Genomic DNA, 21,023 nt, shown 5'->3' with positions numbered 1-21,023 from the left:
GGAGTTTTTTAATGTGTGCTTACACTAGCAAGCCCTCTGTATATTCTTTGTTCAATGTTGGCCAAAAATCTTTGTTTGCTGCAATTAAATCATCTAAGACGGCTTTAGCCACTTTGGCAGACGGAAGTGTTTTATTAAGCGTAAAGGCTTGAAGTGCTTTTTCATAGGATCCTTCTATGATAGCTTCGACAAGGATTTTTTCAGAAGCAAGCTGCTGCTCAATCATTGCTTTGTAGAAGTAAGGAATATCTCCGACAAATTCTGGTTTAGGTCCGTCTGCTGTAATGAAAGCAGGAACTTCAATCATAGCGTCTGCAGGAAGATTTGGAATCGTGCCGTTATTTTCTGTCATCACTACATAGCGTTTGCCAAGATTTTGAGCTATTGACACTGTAACATCGACAATAAAGGTTCCATGTACTCCTACAGCGAAGGAATCTTCCAATATACCAGTCTCTTCAAACTTCTCAACTGTTTCAAACAAAGTTTTTTCTCTGCCATCCATCACTTCATTTGCACGTGTATAATCTTTGTTGGATGTTTCTACAATATGGTCTGGGAACAGGTAATATTGTAGATATGGATTTGGCAAGTATTCAGGGAAATGATCCATAATCAGCTTAATGTTTTTAAATGTTTTAATCCAAGAAGAGTCTGCATGACGATAGTCAATTTTGGAAACATCCTCTGTCAGTAAGCCATGCTTATAAACATGCTCTCTTACTTCAGCAAGTCGATCAATCCCATCAACCTCAAGTCGTGTGAACCAGCCAAAATGGTTTAGTCCGAAATAGTCAACGACAAGTTCCTCTCTTTCGACACCGAGTATTGCGGCAATATTACGCATTGTAGCGACAGGCATGTCACAAATATTTAGTACCCTTGCCTTTGGACGCAGCTTACGGACACCTTCTGCGACTATTGATGCTGGATTAGAATAGTTGACAATCCATGCAGTTTCCTTAGCGTACTGCTCCACATAGTCAATAAGTTCAATCATCGGAGCTATTGTTCTAAGTCCATATGCCAATCCGCCAGGACCACATGTTTCTTGGCCAACAACATTGTGAGAGAGGGGGATTTTCTCATCCAGCTCGCGCAATGCATATTTTCCCACCCTCATTTGTGCAAACACGAAGTCGGCATTTTCAAACGCTGTTTGTGGATCTGTCGTATCTGTTACGAGAATAGAATCCGTATACTCTGCGATAACGGCTTTTGCTGCAACAACAACCTTGGATTGTCTTGCACCATCAATATCATAGAAGCGAATTTCAGAGAGCGGCAAATCTTCCAGTCTGTCCATTAAGCTTCGGATAATTCCTGGAGTGTAAGTGCTGCCTCCGCCTGCAACTGCCAATATATATTTTTTCATGTTATATTCCTCCTAATTGTTGGTCTACTTGGTCACGAACACTTTTAACATTTAATCCATATACGACTTGCACATTGTTGCCTGATTTAATAATTCCTTTTGAGCCTGTTTCCTTTAGTACCTGTTCATTAACAGCATTTGGATCCTTTAAAATTAACCGCAATCTTGTATAGCAATTGTCTACATTTTCAATATTGTCACTGCCTCCAAGTGCTCCAATAATGGTGGCACCTAATTCAGCAGGAGGGCCGTTCGGAATGACTTTCTTTGTTGTTGATTTTTCTTGTGAATTTGTTTCTGCAGCTGCTTCATCTTCTCGTCCTGGTGTTTTTAAGTTCAGTTTCAAGATTAAAAAGCGGAAGATGATGAAGTATAACGCTGCCATCAATAAACCGACTACAATGAACATTGGCCAGTTAGACTTCGTTGTCCCAAGTGGGAGGTTGTACAGCAGGAAGTCGATAAAGCCGTTTGCGCCAATTGCATGTACACCGAATATACTCAGCAGCATCATTCCAGTACCTGTCAGAATCGCATGTACTACAAACAGTAATGGTGCTGTGAATAAAAAGGCGAATTCAAGCGGTTCTGTTACACCTAATAAAAAGGAAGTGAAGGCAGCAGGGAAAAGAATAGCCTTTGCCATTTTCTTTTTCTTTTTGTCTGCTGTCACATACATCGCAAGTGCAGCACCCATTAAGCCGAACATTTTACTTAAGCCCCGGGCATCCCAGTTAACTGTATCGCTTAATACTTTAATAGCAGGGTCAGCCATTTCCGCAAAGTAAATGTTTCTTGCACCGTAAATGATTTCAGAGCCAATATGGGCAACACCGCCAAGCTCTGTATAAAGAAACGGTGTGTAAACAAGATGATGAAGCCCTGTCGGAATGAGGATTCTTTCTAAAAATCCATAAACTAACAGACCAAACACACCAAGATTTTTAATACCAGTTGCCAATGCAGTAATTCCATTTTGGGCGATTGGCCAAAACTCTGCTGCTAACGCCCCTAAAATCATCGCGCTTGGAATGGCGAGAATAGCGACAAAGCGATGACCAGAGTAGATGGCAAAAACGCCTTTAAACTCGATGTCACAAAATTTGTTATGCAAAATACCAACAAGTGCCCCGAGCATGATACCAGAGAAAACTCCCATTTCAAGAACTTGCACATTTAAAACCATAGCTTGTCCAGAAAGCTGCATAGCCTCAGCAGGTACAATCCGGCCGGCAAGCTCCAACACCTGATGCATCGCATTGATAAAGATAACGAAGGTGACAAGCCCTGTTAAGGCTGCATAGCCTTTATCCTTTTTGGCGAGGCCGATTGGTATTCCGACAGCAAATATTAATGCCAGGTTCTGCAGGATGGAAACGGCAGAAGCAGAAATGAATTTTCCTGTATTTTGAATGATGGGAATTTCGAGAAACGGAACGTATTGAGCTAGATTTCCGTTACCGAAAACATTACCGAAAGCGATAAAAAGTCCGATGATCGGTAATAGCAATATTGGTGCGAACAATGATTTTCCAAAGGCTTGGAGACCATTAACCACTTTTTTCATATATGATCCTCCTTTTAGTGCGAAAGCGTTATCAATTTATAGTTAAAGTATAATGGCGGCTGCCCTCCTTTGAAAGGGGATTCACGCCATCTGTACTTTGTCTTTCAAACATGTAACATGTTACAGAAGAATTAGTTAATATTCTGTGATGATTCCTTTTTTGACAGCCAAAGCTAAAAGCAGGTCGATAAGCATAAACATATTAGATTCATAAGAAGTTACTTCAAATTCATGCTGCGATTCTATCGTAGGATCAAGTACAGTGAACACAATGTCTGCAGCCTCTGCTGTCGCACTTTTACTATTTCCGGTGAACAGAATCGTCGTCAAGCCTCTGTCATTTGCTAGCTGAACCTTTTCCAAAACCTTCTGCGTATTCCCAGAGCGGGAAAAGACGATTAGCAGCCGGTATTTTTCAATATTGTTTAAAAATATCGCTCTGCTGTCACTAGTTGAAGAGTTTGATACATAATAGCCGAATAACTCGAATTTCTTCGAAAGGTAGTTTGCAAATAACGTCGAAAAACCAGCTCCATAAAAATAAATCATGTTATTTTCTTTGATTTCCTGTATAAAACGCTCGATGCTTTGTTCATTTAATGAATCAAACGTTTGTTCAAAATGCTGTTTAAATGTTTCGACAGCCTCGATCAAAGGCTGGTGGATGTCCTCTATGTATTCAGCATCGTCCTCAACAAGCTTCGATGCCTTCAAATTTAAATGATAAATAAATTCACTATAGCCGCTGAAACCGAGCTTTTTACAAAGGCGAATGATGGTTGTTGTCGATACAAACAGTTCATTTGCAGCAAGCCGGATACTTAATGTTTGGTTTTCCAATTTTTTTCTGATAAGAAACAAAAGGATTTCCTTCTCAGTGTTTGTTAAATGCCGTTCACTGGCATAGTCGAAAAAAAGGTGATCGATGCTTTTCACGAAATAATCATTCCTCATTTATGTTTTTTTACATTTATCTTATCAATTGGGGAACATATTAAATAGTCCAATTTAGGTAAAGACAAGGAAGTATTTTCATTATCGTTCGCAAAAGGATAACTTCTTATGAAAACACCCCTTTTACAGGAGAAATTTCACTATTTTTTCAGTAAAAAAATATCTTTAAGTCAAAATAGTTGAATTCATGATATACTACTGTTTATATAGGAAAGAAAATAATTTGCGAAAAAAGTGAAATTTGGAGGCAATAGGATGGAAATTGGAATTAGTACATTTGTGGAAACGACGCCTGATGTAAATACAGGCAAAACGGCTCCGCATTCTCAAAGAATAAGAGAAGTTGTCGAGGAGATTGTTTTAGCTGATAAGGTAGGTCTCGACATCTTTGGTGTTGGTGAGCATCACCGAAAGGATTATGCAGCATCTTCACCAGCTGTTATCCTTGCAGCAGCAGCTTCACAAACAGACAGAATCAGATTGACAAGTGCAGTTACCGTATTGTCGTCAGCAGATCCTGTCAGAGTTTTTCAGGATTTCTCCACGCTTGATGGGATTTCAAACGGAAGAGCGGAAATTATGGCTGGCAGAGGTTCATTTATTGAGTCCTTCCCATTGTTCGGCAATGATTTACAAGATTATGATGAGCTTTTTGATGAGAAACTGGATTTGCTTTTGAAGCTGCAGGCTTCTGAAATGGTCACATGGAGCGGAAAGCATCGTCCTTCCATCAATAACAGAGGGATTTATCCTCGCCCTGTTCAAGATCCATTACCCATCTGGATAGGAAGCGGCGGTAACGCTGAATCTGCTGTGCGTGCAGGAATTCTTGGACTTCCGCTTTGTTTAGCGATTATTGGCGGAAGCCCTGTCCAATTCGCACCGCTTGTACAGCTTTATAAACGAGCAGCAGCTCAGGCTGGTCATGATCCTGCCAAGCTTGCTGTTGCATCACATTCGCATGGGTTTGTCGCAGAAACAACAGAAACTGCAGCAGACAAATTCTTCCCATCCACACAACAGGCCATGAATGTTCTTGGCAAGGAAAGAGGCTGGGGCCATTATAGCAGAGCAAGCTTTGATGCCGCAAGAAGCTTTGAAGGGGCTCTATATGTTGGAGATCCTCGTACTGTTGCAGACAAAATTATACACCTACGCAAGCATGTAGGTGTTACAAGATTTATGCTGCATGTACCTGTCGGCAGTATGCCGCATGAAGATGTGATGAAAGCAATTGAATTGCTCGGTAAGGAAGTAGCGCCAATCGTGCGCAGCGAAGTCGCAGAATGGGAAAAAACACTATAAGAAAATGTCTAACCTGCAAACTAACTGTTTGCAGGTTTTTTTTATATCTAAATTACCGATAGTTATTCGAAACAAATAAAAATAAAGTTATCCAAAAATAAAAACAAACAAATAAACAATAAAACAAATAAAAACAGATGAAAAAACAACATAATGGTAGTATAATAGAAAAAGAATCAAGAAAAAGGCTTACAAGAAGAGGTTTTTTAGGAGGTAATTATGAAAGTCTCATTATTTATAACTTGTTTAGCAGATATGTTTTATGCCAATGTAGGCAAAAGTTCTGTAGAGCTATTGGAAAGACTAGGCTGCGAGGTTGATTTTCCAGAGCAGCAAACATGCTGTGGCCAAGTTTCCTATAACAGTGGTTATCATAAAGAAACAAAAGAGGTAGCTAAGCATATGATTAAGACATTTGAGCAGTCAGATTATGTAGTCGCTCCTTCTGGCTCCTGTGTTGCAATGCTCCATGAGTATCCCCATCTTTTTAAGGAAGAAAAGTCATGGCAGGAAAAGGCGGAGAAGCTTGCAGCCAAATCGTATGAACTGACCCAATTTATTGTTGACGTGTTAAAAGTCGAGGATGTACAGGCAAGTTTGCCTGCGTGTGCCACCTATCATCGCTCCTGCCATATGACAAGGCTGCTTGGAGTTAAGGATGCACCTTTAAAGCTGCTTTCACATGTGGATGGTTTACAGGTTAACAGCTTGCCAAACAGTGAAAATTGCTGCGGCTTCGGAGGAACATTTTCTGTTAAGATGGGACCAATTTCCGAGCAGATGGTTCAAGAAAAGGTCGACTCCGTTGAAGCTGTAAATGCAGATGTCCTAATCGGGGCCGATTGCGGCTGCTTGATGAATATTGGCGGCTATATTAATAGACAAAACAAACCAATTAAAGTGATGCATATTGCAGAAGTACTGAATAGTGAGGTGAAAAAGCATGCCGATGAAAATAGGTGATCAGCCATTTTTTATAAGAGTTAACGATGGATTAGAAGATAACTTTATGAGATCTGCTGTTACATCCGCACAAGAGAGAATGCAAGGAAAGCGCCTTGCTGCTGTTGAAGAATTAGGTGATTGGGAAGAGTGGCGTAAGCTTGGGGAGGAAATCCGCACACATACACTTGATAATCTGGACTATTATTTACAACAACTTAGTGAAAACACGGCGAAACGTGGCGGCCATGTGTTTTTCGCAAAAACGAAAGAGGAAGCAACAGAATACATTAAAAATGTTGTCGAAAAAAAGCAAGCCAAAAAAATCGTCAAATCAAAGTCAATGGTGACAGAGGAAATCAACTTGAATGAAACGCTTGAATCAGCGGGCTGTGAAGTTATTGAAACAGACTTAGGCGAATATATTCTCCAGCTTGATGATCATGATCCACCCTCCCATATTGTTGTACCTGCACTGCATAAAAATAAAGAACAAATCCGCGACACATTCAAAGAAAAGAAAGGCTATCAAAAAACAGAGGTACCAGAAGAATTAGCTCTATTTGCAAGAGAACAGCTGAGACAGGAATTCCTTTCAGCTGATTTAGGCATTACAGGCTGCAATTTTGCAGTAGCAGATGCGGGAACAGTTTGCCTTGTCACAAATGAAGGAAATGCAGGCCTAGTTACGGCGCTTCCCAAAACACAAATTACGGTTATGGGGATGGAACGAATTGTGCCTTCGTGGGAGGAGCTCGATGTTCTTGTCAGTCTGCTATGCCGAAGCTCTGTCGGGCAAAAGCTCACTAGCTATATCACTGGATTAACTGGTCCAAAGGAAGCTTTTGATGTGGATGGTCCAGAGGAATTTCACTTGGTGATTGTCGATAATGGAAGATCTAATATTCTTGGAACAGAGTTTCAAAGTGCACTTCATTGTATAAGATGTGCCGCGTGCATTAATGTTTGCCCAGTTTATCGTCATATTGGCGGTCATTCATATGGTTCGATTTATCCTGGTCCAATTGGAGCAGTGCTGACCCCATTACTAGGCGGATATGATGACTATAAAGAGCTGCCATATGCCTCTTCTCTATGTGCTGCATGTACAGATGCTTGCCCTGTCAAGATTCCGCTCCATGAATTGCTGATTAAGCACCGCCGGAAAATCGTCGAGGATGAGAAGAAAGCACCAATGGCTGAAAAGCTGGCAATGAAGGGGTATGAGTTTGCTGTTAAGCACCCAAGTGTCTATAAGGCAGGCACAAAGTCAGCACCAGCAGTCTTAAAGCCAATTACAAAGGATAACAGTATTAAAAGCGGTCCAGGACCTGTAAAGCTATGGACAGATACGCGTGATTTGCCAGCACCAAGCAAACAAAGATTCCGAGATTGGTATAAACAAAAACAACAGCAGGAGGAGCAGTAAAATGGCCGGTAATATCATGAACAGAGATTCATTTTTGGACCATGTCGCACATAAGCTGCAGCGGACGAGAAAAACCGCAACCACAAAACCTGTCTGGAAGCATAATCCACAGTGGAATGTCTTAAAGGACGCAAATCAACATGAGCTTGCTGCTGTGCTGAAAAAACAGTGTGAGGTTATTCATACGCAGTTTTTAGAAGTGCAAGCAAACGAGGTAACAGACACAATGGCAAATATCCTGAAAAGTGAACAGCTGAAAACAGTCATTACATATGATGACTCCCGCTTTTTAGAGTATGGCTTTAATGCAAATATGCGCAAAAAATGGGAAGAGGATGGAATAAGCAGTTATATTTGGGATCATACAAAAACGGCAGAGAATATAGTAGCAGCAGAACAGGCTGATGTAGGTATCACAATTAGTGATATGACGCTAGCGGAATCTGGTACTGTGCTGCTTTTTAGTAATCGCAATAAAGGCAGATCTGTTAGCTTGCTTCCGAAAACATTTATTGCGATTGTGCCACAAAGCACGATAGTGCCACGAATGACGCAGGCAGCAACCGCTATTTCTAAGCTAGTTTCAGAGGGACAAGAGATTGCAAGCTGCATTGATTTCATTACAGGACCAAGCAATAGTGCCGATATAGAGCTTAATCTCATTGTCGGTGTCCACGGACCAATTAAAGCCACATATATCCTTGTAAAAGACAAATAAATAAAACTAAATAAAAATAAAACAAAAATATATACAAAATAAACAAACATAAGTTATAATAAAATCAGATAAAACAAACATAATTAAAGATAAACGGAGGAAAACAAAAATGGTGAAAAGTTTATGGCAGGAAGAACAGGCAGCAAAATTAGCACAAGGTTTGGATGAGCTAGTATACCGTTCTAATTTAATCGGCACAGACCGTGCTGTTTGCAACTGGGGCGGCGGAAACACTTCTATGAAGACGACGGTTAAGGATTTTAGAGGACGTGATGTAGAAGTGATGTGGGTGAAGGGAAGCGGTTCAGATCTAGCAACAATGAAAGCGCATAACTTCACAGGTTTGAATCTTGACGACATCCGCCCGCTTTTGGAAAAAGCCGAAATGCCTGATGAGGAAATGGTAGAATACTTGTCACATTGCATGATTGACAGCAAGCATCCTCGTGCATCAATTGAAACATTATTACATGCATTCCTGCCATTTAAACATGTCGATCACACACATCCTGATGCGATTATCAGCCTGTGCTGTGCTGATAATGGCAAGCAAATCGCGGAAGAAATATATGGCAACCGTTTTGTGTGGGTACCGTACATTCGTCCTGGCTTTACATTATCTAAAATGATTGCAGAAGGTGTGAAAAATAATCCCAATGCAGAATTAGTGTTGATGGAGAAGCATGGTCTTGTTGTCTGGGGAGATACAGCAAAGGAAAGCTATGAAAAAACAATTGCGATTATTAATGAAGCAGAGTCCTATATTAATAGGAAGATAGAAACTAATCAAGTATTCGGCGGCGCTAAATATGAAGCCTTAAGCAATGCAGACGCAGAAGAAATTCTTGCGGCAATCATGCCAATTATTCGCGGTGCTGTCAGTGAAGAGAAAAAGATGCTTTTGACTTACGACAGAGGAGAAGATGTCCTTGAGTTTGTGAACAGTCATGATGTAAAGAGCTTATCACAGGTAGGAGCAGCATGTCCTGATCACTTAGTTCATACGAAGATGGTTCCACTGTATGTGGAATGGGATCCATCAACAAAAGATATTGGGCTGTTAAAAGAAGAAGTGAAAAAAGGGATTGCAGCATTTAAACAAGCCTATATTGCCTATTTTGACCGAAATAAAAACGAAGGCGACCAAATATTCGAAACAGCTCCCCGTGTTATCTTAATTCCAGGCATCGGAATGATTAATACAGGCAAAAATGTGGCCATGTCCAAAGTTAGCGGAGCCCTTTACCATCGAGCAATTGCAGTAATGAAAGGCGCAACAGCATTAGGAGAATTTGTTTCTTTAAATGAAAATGAATCGTTTAATGTAGAATACTGGCCATTAGAGCTGTACAAATTGTCACTTGCTCCAAAAGAGGCAGAGTTTTCAAGAAAAGTAGCCTTTGTAACGGGTGGAGCAGGCGGAATCGGCAGTGAGACTTGCAGACTGTTAGCGTCAGAAGGCGCACATGTAGTGTTGGCAGACTTGAATTTAGAGGGTGCTGAAAAAATTGCTGCAGAAATTAACGAACTGTATGGGGAAGAGCGTGCGCTTGCAGTTAAGATGGATGTTACAAGTGAACAAGCAGTTCAAGAGGCATACAAAAAAACAGCACTTACTTTCGGAGGTGTTGATATCATTGTCAACAACGCTGGATTAGCGACATCCAGTCCGTTTGATGAAACAACCTTACAAGAGTGGAACTTAAACATGAATGTACTTGGAACAGGCTATTTCCTTGTTGCAAGAGAAGCATTCAAACAGATGAAGGAACAGGCACTTGGCGGAAGCATGGTGTTCATTGGCTCGAAAAACTCCGTTTATGCAGGCAAAAACGCCGCAGCATACAGTGCAGTTAAAGCAATGGAAACACATCTAGCCCGCTGCATCGCAGCAGAAGGCGGAGAATTTGGAATCCGCGTAAACTCTGTCCTGCCAGATGCTGTGCTGCAAGGCTCTGCCATTTGGGGATCAAGATGGCGCGAAGAGAGAGCCGCAGCATATGGCATAGAACCAGACCAATTAGAAGATCATTACCGCAAACGCACAACATTGCTTGTCAACATCTATCCAAAAGACATAGCAGAAGCAATCAGTTACTTCGCTTCCTCAAAAGCAGAGAAAACGACAGGCTGCATGATTACAGTCGACGGCGGAGTACCAGCAGCATTTACTAGATAACAAGCTTAGGAGGACATAAAACATGTCCTCCTATTTAATTTGTATTATAGTCATAGCTAAGAGGTTGCTGACATCAAGCTATTTGAAAGATGAATTCCTTTTTATGGAATCTGATTCTTATTTCCGCTTGTGTTTTTCCTTAATTATTTTTTTGTTGAAAATCCGGACTTTCCCAACCATTAGCAACCTCATATCTTCTACGATATACTTCGCTAAATCACCATCAGAAATGTCGTCATCATTAATGTCAAGACGAAAACCCTGTCCCTGTAAACCTCCGCCGTTAGTGAAATCAATTTCAAAGTCAAATTGGACTCTCTTATCCATTATTTATATCCACCTTAAGTTAATTTTTGGTTGATACTATATATATTCATATGATATGAAACAATGACCATCTTGCACTAAGTCCCGATTGCGACATAAATAATGTCTCGAAAAGTTTTGCTGTTTTGACGTGATTAAAAATTTACATTTCTTAAGTAAGCAACTTTAATTCACAGTATATACAAATTTGTTACAGTCTCTTGATAGTAAAATAAAGGGAGAGGATTTTACTTCCATGTACTCACATAGAAAGGAGATGTGGAAAGTTGAGGAATAAAAGAACAGGGTTTTATAATTGGATTGGTACAATACTATTGCTTGTAGGAATATCTGCCGTTGCTACAGGCATAGGATTAGTTTTCAAACCTAATGGTAGTACGTTAGGAATGTCGGATGAGCTGTTAGCGGAGTCTCCATTTCAAAGCTTTTTGATTCCAGGGATTTTATTATTCATCATTATTGGGCTTGCCAGCTTCTTTGGTGTCATTTTATCTAATCCTTTTCTTATATTTCAAACGGACAGGTTAGTACAAAACTTTTTATGATTATTTAAGAAAAAAATCTTCAAATTGGTTAGGGATGATTAATTCTGCTGAGAATTTGTAAGATTAATAATTGGTGGAACATAGTTGAATACGTGAGAACTGTTAAATAAATTTAGTTTCAAGGATTTAGCTAATATATCAACAAATGCTAGCAGAGAAACGACGAAAGTAGTTGTCGTATTGCTACAAATGCATCAGAAACGGATATCCAGCTGCCATTAAAGTAGTTTAAAAAAATTAGCCCTGTTATTTCATTGGATGTGCGGTTCGTGGAAGTTACGAAAAATTTAATTTACAAATAATTGGGTCATTAGGAGAAAGAAAGTGTTATAAAACTAATAGTGTAAGTTTTTGCTTGTTTATGTAATAATTAATTTGTAGAAATGTAAGGTTACAATTCATACATAATGAAGGTGGGGATCATAATGGCAACGGGAACGCATAGTGTAGTAGTTCCAGTAGATGTACAAGCAGTTTGGGATTATGTCAGTGATCTTGAAAAATGGGCAACGGCAGTACCAGCCTATAAAGAACATGAAATCATAAATGACAAGCAATCGATTTGGACATTTGAAGGTAGTTTGAAGGGTATTAAAAAAACTATACAAGCACAGGTAGATATTACTGAATGGAATGAACCTTCAAATATTAAATTTAATCTAAAAGGTCTATCAGATAATTTTACAGGGAGCGGACGCTTTACTGCGGAAGATGTTAATGGTAAAACAATGATGACTTGTACGGTGGAAATCCATGCAGGCGGATTATCAGGTGCAGTATTAACACCAATTATTAAATTGGCTGTTCCAAAGGTAGCATCTCGTTTAACAGAATCTATCGCACGCAAAATCGCCGTATTCTCATAGTTTTTAATGACTGAAAGCCAATTTATTTTGGTGATACCTTCTTTAATAATGTCGAGCTCTACTAGAAATTTATAATTGGCGGAAAAGGGGGCTGTCCAAAAAAAGGATGGCCTCTTTTTTTTCAGAATCACTGTTCTTATGCTACTAAATTGGCAAGAAGTGTAATAAGCTATTATGCTAATTTAAAGGTATAATTGATTTAAGTTAAAATTTATAGTAGGTGCATGGTGCTTTCAGATATGAAATTATAGAAATGTTATAAGGCGGTTAATTGGATCAAAATTGTGAAGAATATCCCTTTTATAATTATCCTATTAGCAAGGTGAATATGCCAGTTCAATACCTATTTGAAAAGTGAATTAGGTGTTTTCGGTATGTTCTAATATGGATCAAAAATTTTTAGAGCGACAAATTTGAATTGATAATAGGAGAGTCCTGAATTGAAAAAGAAACTGAACTATTTAATCTTACTTTTAACGGCCATCTTTATTGTTGGTTGTAGCAACTTAGAAGATGCATCCATCAAAGAAACAGATTTACAAGAAGTAGCCACAGACAATGCAAATAAAAATAGTGAAAAAGAAGAAACGGTCACAACGGCGGCTGATGATACAGTAGAAAAAGAAACACCAACCCAACCTATTAAGGAACTTTTCTCAGGTTACAAACTTATTGAAGTTGATGGTGGTGATTTGTCTGGAATTCGTGAACCTAATGTCGTGGTTGACATTGGTTATGGGACCCGTGAATATTGGGCATTTACAAATAAATACGGACAACTAGTTCGTGTCATTGCTGATGAAATTATTTTACAAGATGACAATAACGAACCAGTATTATCTTCTGGCAGATACTACCCTGATGAGGCAAAGGTTCCTGGTGTCGAAAGTGATGTTTTAGATGAAGGACATATCATTGCTGACTCCCTTGGAGGGGTATCAAATGCGTACAATATTACTCCACAAAATAGTACTCTTAACCGACATGGTGATCAGGCTTATATGGAAGACGCGATTCGTAAGGCAGGTGGAGCCACTAATTTTGAGGCAATAATCACATATCCGGATACGAAAACGCAGATTCCATCAAGTTATCAGTATACCTATACTTTACTGGGAAAAGAGATTGTTGATACATTTGATAATGTGAACCCTGATGAAGTAAACGCATCACTCGGTCTCACAGGCAGCGAGTCACGTGATTCAACTAGTTCAAACACAAACGACGGTGATATTTCTAGTGTTGATACAAACGGAAATGGACAGGTGACAATTAAAGAAGCCAAAGAAGCAGGTTACAGTATGCCAATAACGAGGGATCATTGGTTATACCCCTATATGCACGATGCTGATAATGATGGTTTGGTAGGTGAGTAATAGCCTAGAAACTTTGTGACCTCATTTCGTGTATTAAAAGAACAACAAAAATGTTTATATCATCTAGATTTTTTATATAATTATTTTTCACAACCGGGAGCATTAATCCAGAAAGACAGGATTAATGCTCTTTTTTTGCTTTTGGTCTAGCTGAGTAGTTTCGTTGAGGAAGGAATTGTACCCTAAATAGCTTAGTTGAGTAATGGTGTCCTTTTTAAAGAAAAAATACGTTTTCGTTTAAATAAATAAACTAATGCTACATCCTCATTAGATTAAAGGGTCTGGTAAGCCTTCCTATCATTAATAGATTCAACAGATGAAAAAATAAAAATTAAAACCTAGACTTATTATCGTAAAATAAACAGGATTAAATATATATACTGAGGTCTTCTATGAACAACAAATTGCTACATACTTTTTCAATCCTTTTGATTGCTGTGATTGCATTTTTTACAAGGGAAATTGCTACTGTTATGATGCTGTATTTAATATTATTAGCATTATACGGTATACATGGTACATTGCAAAACTTCTATAAAGTAAAAATAATTATCCATACTAATTAACGAGTAATATACACCTCCTACTTGCCAACAAGTTGGGAGGTGTTGTTATATCCAAAGACCACGTACCATTTATTTTAAAAGCATAATCTATTATTAATAATTATTTCTTTTATATGAATGTTTTCTACCCTTCTATGTAGAGGGGCTGTTTACTGTCCTAGATTACTTAATAAATTAAAGTAAAAAGGTCTACCTTTAGTTTGGGTATTATGGAAGATACAATGAAAAACTTCCTATTATTTTCAGCAGCGTATTTTGGAAAGGTTTTTAAGCTAAGGTTATCCCTTGAAAAATACTTTCCCACCAACCGTCATTTCCTTCCCAAATTTCTTCATTTGGCAACTCGATAGAACATACATTATTTATATTCCAATCTACTTCTAGTAATTTATTGACAGATGTATGGTTAACCACAAGGATAGAATATTGATTTTTAACCTTTTGAGACAATATTCTTTCTAACTCCAATATGTCTGCTATTGTTGCATTCGTTCTAATAAATAGTAAACGCTGAGAGGTGGTAAGCGTATCGATAAACCGATTGATACGGATGGAATACTTTTCTTGTACTTGTGGTAAGCTGGGAAGATTAGTTAATGTATTAACATCTGTTTTAAAATCGTGATTAAAGGATATGTGATTTACGGAATCAACAACAAGGACATCTTCTTCAGATGCGTACTGTGGAACTATTAAATTACTTAGGTTTAAAAAATCAGCAAAGTCGGTACTTATTAAAACGCTTACATTTTTAAGTTTTGGTGTTCCTACCCAATCAAAAGGACCCGCTATTTGCCTTAAGTTAAACTTTCTTAATTTTAAAGCAGGAATACAATTCTCACCCAGACTAAAGATAGCGTCATATTGTCCCTTAATTTCATCTAATTTCATCTGTTCTTCCCCTTACTAAGAAATGTAAATTTTTTTGATAAAAAATGGTACAACCTTCTATATTAGATGTTAATAATAAAAAAGGGGGGTGGACGTATGTATAATTTTAAAAAAAAGGGCAATCATTATCCCTCCGTTGATTGTTAAATTAACAGGCTTTCTTTAGTTAACAGCAAAGTCCTTTTTTTTATGTAAAAGTTTTACAAGGAATATTTGTTTTTGTTGTGGAACGGAAAGTTCTTAATTTTATTAATTTAACTTCTTCTAATTGATTAAAAAACCGCCTCTTTTTGCTTTCGGATTATTTCATAACGTTCCTCGATTGGTGTATCTCCTTTCAAACTTAGCTCTAAATATCTTTTGAATTTCTTTCACTGACATACCACATTTTAATAAATTAATTTATTGACTTCGTGTTACTCGAAGATGATATGTTCAATAGTACGTTGAATACCTAATTTGTAAAACCTCTCATGAGTAAATGAAAAAACTATTAAAAATTATTGACTTCGTGTTACCCGAAGGTTGTATGTTAATAAATGAACGAAGTCTACACACAAAAAGAAGAAAACTTCCATTTCTTTGACATCGAATTAAGTCAAGGTGATATAACCGCAATGGAAAAAGATAGACACGAAAATTTTATAACTTGAGCTAAAGACGAAAGGAATGGGTCAATTCATATGAAAGCAATGATATTAAGAGAAGCAAACAAGCTGAAGCTGGAAGAGAAAGAAACACCTAATCCCGGTTCGAAAGAAGTCGTGGTCCAATTACGAGCTGCAGCTCTTAATCGACGAGATTTGATGGTCGTACAAGGGCGGTATCCTGGTATGCAGTTGCCTGCTATTCCAGGCTCCGATGGTGCAGGGGTAGTTATTGCAGTTGGTGATGAAGTTAATAATGTCAGAAACGGGGAGGAAGTGATTATCAATCCCGGTCTGCATTGGGGCAATGATAGGAACAAAAAACGAGCTGATTTCTCCATTCTTGGAAATCCTACTGACGGAACATATGCTCAATATGTGAAGGTGCCAGCAGAAAATATTTATTCAAAACCGTCCCATTTATCATGGGAAGAAGCGGCAGCGCTCCCGCTTGCTGGTTTGACCGCCTACCGTGCACTCGTAACAAAGGGTAGAGTAAAAAAAGGTGAAACCGTGCTGATCCCTGGAGTTGGCGGCGGAGTAGCCACCTATCTCGTTCAGTTTGCATCCGCACTCGGTGCAGATGTTTATGTAACATCAAGCAAAGAAGAAAAAATTGAAGAAGCAAAACTCTTTGGTGCAACCGGAGGTGTCAACTACACATCAGATGATTGGTCAGAGGAATTGCAGAAATTAACTGGCGGCATTGATCTATCCATCGACAGTATTGGCGGGGAAGTATTTAAAACACTGGTGTCACTTGGTAAGATTGGAAGCCGAATCGTTAGCTTCGGAGCGACAAGAGGACCAGTACCAAATCTCCTTTTGCCAAGTATGACTGTAAAAGAAATTTCAGTGATAGGCTCAACGATGGGGAGTTCACAAGATTTTGCTGATATGGTCAAGTTTGTGGAAAAACACAAAATTCGTCCTATTTTGGACAAAACCTTTTCACTGGAGGAAGCAACCGAGGCACTATGGAGATTGGAAAAGGGAGAAAACTTAGGGAAAATCATTTTGTCCATTCCACAAGATTAATGAATCCTTCATTTAAAAATAGTTTTTTAGTGATAATGAATGAAAATAGGCAAATTACGTTGCTAATTTATCAACGTAATTTGCCTATTTAATTTAAGATTAATTGAAGAATTTCATTTTTATGGAATACATATTGTGGAAAATTCTTATTATCATTCTATAAATCTGCTAAATACTTGTTCACATGCATTAAATGAGCAAATACTGCGAATTTGGGAGTTGTAGAAGGGCGTTTTTAATGTTTGAAAAAGACTTCAATGACGAAGACTTATTTATTTTTTTATACTCTTTTCAAATATACATAACTAGTTTTATTGTATCCCATTTTTTGCTCATAGAAGCGGTGAGCATCTTTGCGTTGTAATCCGGAAGAGAGAGAGACGATATCAAAACCATTTTCCTTTGACCAATTCTGAACATACTCAATAAGTGCTTCTCCGTATCCTTTTGAACGATAGGAATTATCAGTGACTAAATCACAAACCCACGTAAACCTGCCATTATACAGAGTTATCATAGGCATAAAGCCTGTTACAGCAATCATCTTACTATTAATAAATAAAGCAGCCATTTTGTAATTTTCCTTTTGCGTTGCCTCCTTAACTAATTCTAGGTAACTATCCTCATCTAGTTGGGTTCTTAATTGTTTAATTATGGAGAAGGCTTGAATCCATTCTTGTTCGTTTTCTAATTCTCTAATTTCATACGATTGATGTGTCATGTTCCTAGCCCCTTTATGATTTTTATTAATATTAAATCATAACCTGATATAATCAAAAGTATCAGATTAAGCAAAGTTAGAGGAACCAGTTAGTGTGGAGGGAAAAAAATGATTGAAATTACACCTTTATTAGAAAGTGAACATAAATCTCCACTCTATATACAATTATCCAACTACATAAAACAAGAAATCTATTCAAAAAGGATAAAACCAGGAGAAAAATTACCATCTAAAAGAAAATTAGCTGATCATTTAGGGCTTAGTATAAATACAATCCAGAATGCATATGAGCAATTGATATCAGAAGGACTTGTGGATAGTAAACTTCGAAAAGGTTTGTATATAAAAGTTTTAGAGGACGAACTACCTCATGAATTCATTGACAATGACAAAAGCCAGTTATCTAGTTGTGAAAAAAGTATAAATATTGAGTTTGATTTTAATTCAGGTAAAGTGGATTTAGAACATTTCCCTTATTCCTTTTGGAAAAACTTATCTATTCAATCTTTATATGAGGATCAAGGTGAGCTATTGAATATAGGGAACCCTCAAGGTGAGTTATTATTAAGGGAAGAAATAGCAAACTATTTATTTATGTCTAGAGGTGTTAAATGTTCTCCGGAACAGATTGTAATTGGAGCTGGTACGCAGGTTTTAATAACATTACTTTCCCTTTTAATCGATAAGGAAATATTATATGGATTAGAGAATCCTGGATTTCATCGTACCAAAAAGCTCCTGCAAGATTTGGGAAAAGCTACTATAGCAATTCCCTTAGATAACGAAGGTATTAATATAGAGCAACTAATATATAGTGGAGCGTCTGTAGTTTATGTCACACCATCGCATCAGTTTCCAATTGGAATGATTATGCCTCTAAACCGCAGGCTTGAATTGTTAAAATGGGCCCAGTCTAATGACGGCTATATTATTGAAGATGACTATGATGGTGAATATCGTTATGAGGGTAAGCCAATTCCTTCTTTACAAGGACTAGATAAATTAGGACATGTAGTCTATATGGGTACATTCTCTAAAGCATTAATACCTTCTATTCGAATTAGTTATATGGTGCTTCCGCCAAGATTACTGAAAAAATATCAAGAAAATCTATTGCTGTATAAACAAACAGTTTCTCGCCTTCATCAAGATACGTTATATCGTTTTATGAAAGAGGGTTATTGGCAAAGTCATTTAAATAAAATGAGAACGCTCTATCGTAAAAAGCATTTTTTCCTAATGGATTCCATTAATAAGCATCTGAACAATAAAGTGAAAGTAATAGGAGAAAAATCAGGTCTTCACCTTATACTTCAGGTAGATAAAAGCTGGCAAGAAAAGGAGCTTGTAGATAGAGCATTAAAAGAAGGAGTAAAAGTATATCCTTTATCTGTTTATTATGAAAATGGTATCAATGTTAATTCGAGTGTGTTATTGGGATTCGGAGGTTTATCGGAAACACAGATAGATATAGGAATTCAGTTGTTAAAAAAAGCTTGGCAGATAGACTAACGATTTTAACAAATAAGGCATGTTCCTAAAATAGAACTGGAAAAAAGAGACAACATACAATTTAGGAAGTTTTTATTTAGGGAATTATGCTCCTGTTTTTCTATGTCTCTTCAGACCTGTTTTGGCATGTTTGGTGTAGAGTTTTGTTCCATAATAAGGGGGGGTTCCGAAATAATATTCGATTTTGGAACAGAAGAAGTAGAGAAAAACTTGGATTTTTAAAAGTTATTGAACATCTTTCTTTTGGGGCGTAAGCTGAAGCACAGTACTATCTTTTGCCCAAACATATCAGCTTAGTAGGAAAAAGGTAATTTCCTATTTTCATTTGCAATTGGTTTAAGTTATGCAGTTATTGCCGCTAACGGATGGGCTGCTTTAATCATGTTATATATTTTCCCTATTATCTTTATTATAGGGCTTGGAATGTTATTAGTGGGTATCTTCAAGAAAGAAGAATCGGCAAAGCTATGATGAGGATTTTTTTTAGAAAGAGGAGCTTATATGAAGACTTTTAATGTAACTAAACAAGATATTGAATTAGTAGAAATAGCAACAAGGAAAATAACAATGCTTTACGAAGACGATAAACATCATGTGGGAGCTGCCATTCGTACGAAATCTGGAGAGATTACTTCTGCCGTACATATTGAAGCATATATTGGGCGAGTGACGGTATGTGCAGAAGCAATTGCTATCGGCAGTGCAATTTCAAATGGACAGAAAAATTTTGACACGATTGTTGCTGTCAGACATCCTTACTCTGATGAAGTAGATAGAAGGATAAAGGTGGAAAGTCCGTGTGGTATATGTCGTGAGTTAATTTCAGATTACGCACCTGATTGTTTTGTATTGCTTGAATTAAATGGCGAGTTAGTAAAAATTATGATTAGTGAACTCATTCCCCTTAAATATTCACGTAATTAAAGGGTTGTTGAAGTGTTTTCGAATTCCGAATTAAACAAAATGATTATTACTTAGTTAAGTCTTTAGAGGTTGAAGGTTTATTCATTTTCAATACTCGGTTTCCTAGTGTTGAAGAATTGCTACAACCAAGTACAGAGGAGTATTGGAGATCATATACGGACAATGAAACATTAAATACTGTTGATCATCTGTTTACGATTAGTGAATATGACTCTCTAAAACAAATTCAACACTATACAACTATTAGAAAATACAAAGATAATGCGGGGGACATTATTAAAGAAAAAAGGACAAATATTAGCCTGAGATATGTATTTCCACAAGAGATGGAAAGACTTTTATTCGCTTTTGGGTTTGAAATTCTACACCTATATAGTGATTGGAATGAGACACCTATTACAAATGACAGTTACGAGATGATTTATGTTTGTAGGAAAATAAGATGAAAGTTAAATAATTAAATACTTAGTATTTACAATGTTAATTCATCAGATTAATAACTGGAAGCATAGCTTCGACTAATATGACAGGCTTTATATGTTAAACAGGTTAGTGGAGGAGACTATAACTAATTAAGATAATATATCACCTTGTTCGATTATAAAGTCAACAAAATATAACCTGGTACCTGTTCTTGGAAACAATTCTACAAAAGTACCAGGTTTATTAAGTGAACACTCCTCAATAAACTTACTAAAAATGTCTTAGTAGCAATCATTCCTACTTATTATTATTTAGCTCTTGTTTTTTATTACTCTTTTGTTTCTTTAATTCGGATTCTTAATAAACTAAAAAAAGATGTTACAACAAGTAATAAACCAAGGAAATTAGCCCTTAAAAACTCATGGAAATTACTTGGCTTATCAGAAAAAAACAAAATTATGGCTCCTATAATAAACATAAATATATAGGAAGTATTTAAACTATTTTTTTTCCAAAGGTGCTTTGATAATAGATTTATGACTAAAAAGACAAGCAGAAACACCAATATCTGAATAATAGCCAAAGGAACATTGGAGCGTCTACACTTATCTGGACAGAAAAATTAAGGTCACGTACACTTGATCTAAAACAGATGAGGAGAACCCACTATGACAAAACGAGAACGCCGTACTTTCACGCCCGAGTTTAAAAAGCAAAT

18 protein-coding genes are annotated in these 21,023 nt (G+C 37.4%); 12 read left to right on the top strand and 6 right to left on the bottom strand.

The genetic code is table 11. The features are described from left to right. Positions 1-19: 19 nt before the first annotated feature. The 3 genes from EM808_RS25325 to EM808_RS25315 form a co-directional block, all read right to left on the bottom strand. Complete coding sequence (locus EM808_RS25325; protein ID WP_127742112.1) at positions 20-1,375, bottom strand: 6-phospho-alpha-glucosidase; 1,356 nt, start codon at positions 1,373-1,375, stop codon at positions 20-22. A gap of 1 nt (position 1,376) precedes the next feature. Continuing rightward, entirely contained in the window at positions 1,377-2,942 is a 1,566-nt protein-coding gene (locus EM808_RS25320; protein ID WP_127742110.1) for a PTS transporter subunit EIIC, read from the bottom strand. Between the two features lie 135 nt (positions 2,943-3,077). Beyond that, a complete protein-coding gene (locus EM808_RS25315; protein ID WP_268926536.1) occupies positions 3,078-3,896 on the bottom strand; it encodes a MurR/RpiR family transcriptional regulator in 819 nt (272 codons plus the stop codon). A gap of 255 nt (positions 3,897-4,151) precedes the next feature. Between EM808_RS25315 and EM808_RS25310 the strand changes: the two genes are divergently transcribed. From EM808_RS25310 to EM808_RS25290, 5 genes are all read left to right on the top strand, one after another. Further along, complete coding sequence (locus EM808_RS25310) at positions 4,152-5,201, top strand: LLM class flavin-dependent oxidoreductase (protein ID WP_127742106.1); 1,050 nt, start codon at positions 4,152-4,154, stop codon at positions 5,199-5,201. A 219-nt stretch (positions 5,202-5,420) separates the two neighbouring features. Further along, positions 5,421-6,164, top strand: a complete 744-nt coding sequence (locus tag EM808_RS25305) for a (Fe-S)-binding protein (RefSeq protein WP_127742104.1) — start codon at positions 5,421-5,423, stop codon at positions 6,162-6,164. Then, on the top strand, positions 6,145-7,572 hold the full coding sequence (locus EM808_RS25300) for a LutB/LldF family L-lactate oxidation iron-sulfur protein (protein WP_127742102.1): 1,428 nt from the start codon (positions 6,145-6,147) through the stop codon (positions 7,570-7,572). Before EM808_RS25305 ends, EM808_RS25300 begins: the two co-directional genes overlap by 20 nt. Before the next feature lies 1 nt (position 7,573). Further along, on the top strand, positions 7,574-8,290 hold the full coding sequence (locus tag EM808_RS25295; protein WP_127742101.1) for a LutC/YkgG family protein: 717 nt from the start codon (positions 7,574-7,576) through the stop codon (positions 8,288-8,290). Between the two features lie 82 nt (positions 8,291-8,372). Continuing rightward, entirely contained in the window at positions 8,373-10,469 is a 2,097-nt protein-coding gene (locus EM808_RS25290) for a bifunctional aldolase/short-chain dehydrogenase (RefSeq protein ID WP_268926537.1), read from the top strand. A gap of 117 nt (positions 10,470-10,586) precedes the next feature. Here the strand turns inward: EM808_RS25290 and EM808_RS25285 are convergent, their stop codons facing one another. After that, entirely contained in the window at positions 10,587-10,796 is a 210-nt protein-coding gene (locus EM808_RS25285; protein ID WP_127742096.1) for a cyclase, read from the bottom strand. Positions 10,797-11,062: 266 nt separating this feature from the next. On the opposite strand from EM808_RS25285, the gene EM808_RS25280 reads away from it, so the two are divergent. From EM808_RS25280 to EM808_RS28830, 4 genes are all read left to right on the top strand, one after another. Continuing rightward, on the top strand, positions 11,063-11,341 hold the full coding sequence (locus tag EM808_RS25280) for a hypothetical protein (protein WP_127742094.1): 279 nt from the start codon (positions 11,063-11,065) through the stop codon (positions 11,339-11,341). Between the two features lie 425 nt (positions 11,342-11,766). Continuing rightward, positions 11,767-12,207: a CoxG family protein gene (locus EM808_RS25275; protein WP_127742092.1), complete on the top strand. Its 441-nt coding sequence runs from the start codon at positions 11,767-11,769 to the stop codon at positions 12,205-12,207. A 440-nt stretch (positions 12,208-12,647) separates the two neighbouring features. Continuing rightward, positions 12,648-13,583 carry a DNA/RNA non-specific endonuclease gene (locus tag EM808_RS25270; protein WP_127742090.1) on the top strand — a complete coding sequence of 312 codons (936 nt, stop codon included), beginning with the start codon at positions 12,648-12,650 and terminating at the stop codon, positions 13,581-13,583. A 392-nt stretch (positions 13,584-13,975) separates the two neighbouring features. Beyond that, on the top strand, positions 13,976-14,149 hold the full coding sequence (locus EM808_RS28830) for a hypothetical protein (RefSeq protein WP_164849795.1): 174 nt from the start codon (positions 13,976-13,978) through the stop codon (positions 14,147-14,149). A 267-nt stretch (positions 14,150-14,416) separates the two neighbouring features. Here the strand turns inward: EM808_RS28830 and EM808_RS25265 are convergent, their stop codons facing one another. Continuing rightward, positions 14,417-15,040 carry a DUF1796 family putative cysteine peptidase gene (locus EM808_RS25265; protein ID WP_127742088.1) on the bottom strand — a complete coding sequence of 208 codons (624 nt, stop codon included), beginning with the start codon at positions 15,038-15,040 and terminating at the stop codon, positions 14,417-14,419. A gap of 683 nt (positions 15,041-15,723) precedes the next feature. On the opposite strand from EM808_RS25265, the gene EM808_RS25260 reads away from it, so the two are divergent. Beyond that, positions 15,724-16,725 (top strand): quinone oxidoreductase family protein, encoded by a 1,002-nt coding sequence (locus tag EM808_RS25260; protein ID WP_127742086.1) that lies wholly within the window; start codon positions 15,724-15,726, stop codon positions 16,723-16,725. Between the two features lie 280 nt (positions 16,726-17,005). Here the strand turns inward: EM808_RS25260 and EM808_RS25255 are convergent, their stop codons facing one another. After that, positions 17,006-17,446 (bottom strand): GNAT family N-acetyltransferase, encoded by a 441-nt coding sequence (locus EM808_RS25255; protein ID WP_127742084.1) that lies wholly within the window; start codon positions 17,444-17,446, stop codon positions 17,006-17,008. Positions 17,447-17,554: 108 nt separating this feature from the next. Between EM808_RS25255 and pdxR the strand changes: the two genes are divergently transcribed. Further along, complete coding sequence (gene pdxR, locus EM808_RS25250; protein WP_127742082.1) at positions 17,555-18,958, top strand: MocR-like pyridoxine biosynthesis transcription factor PdxR; 1,404 nt, start codon at positions 17,555-17,557, stop codon at positions 18,956-18,958. Positions 18,959-19,459: 501 nt separating this feature from the next. Next, the gene (locus tag EM808_RS25245; RefSeq protein ID WP_127742080.1) at positions 19,460-19,882 is read left to right on the top strand and encodes a cytidine deaminase; all 423 of its coding nucleotides are present in this window, start codon (positions 19,460-19,462) and stop codon (positions 19,880-19,882) included. The last annotated feature ends 1,141 nt before the right edge of the window (positions 19,883-21,023 follow it).

The sequence above is a fragment of the Niallia taxi genome, assembly GCF_004005475.1.
GTDB lineage: Bacteria > Bacillota > Bacilli > Bacillales > Cytobacillaceae > Niallia > Niallia taxi.
This window is presented reverse-complemented; position numbering and strand designations above follow the sequence as displayed.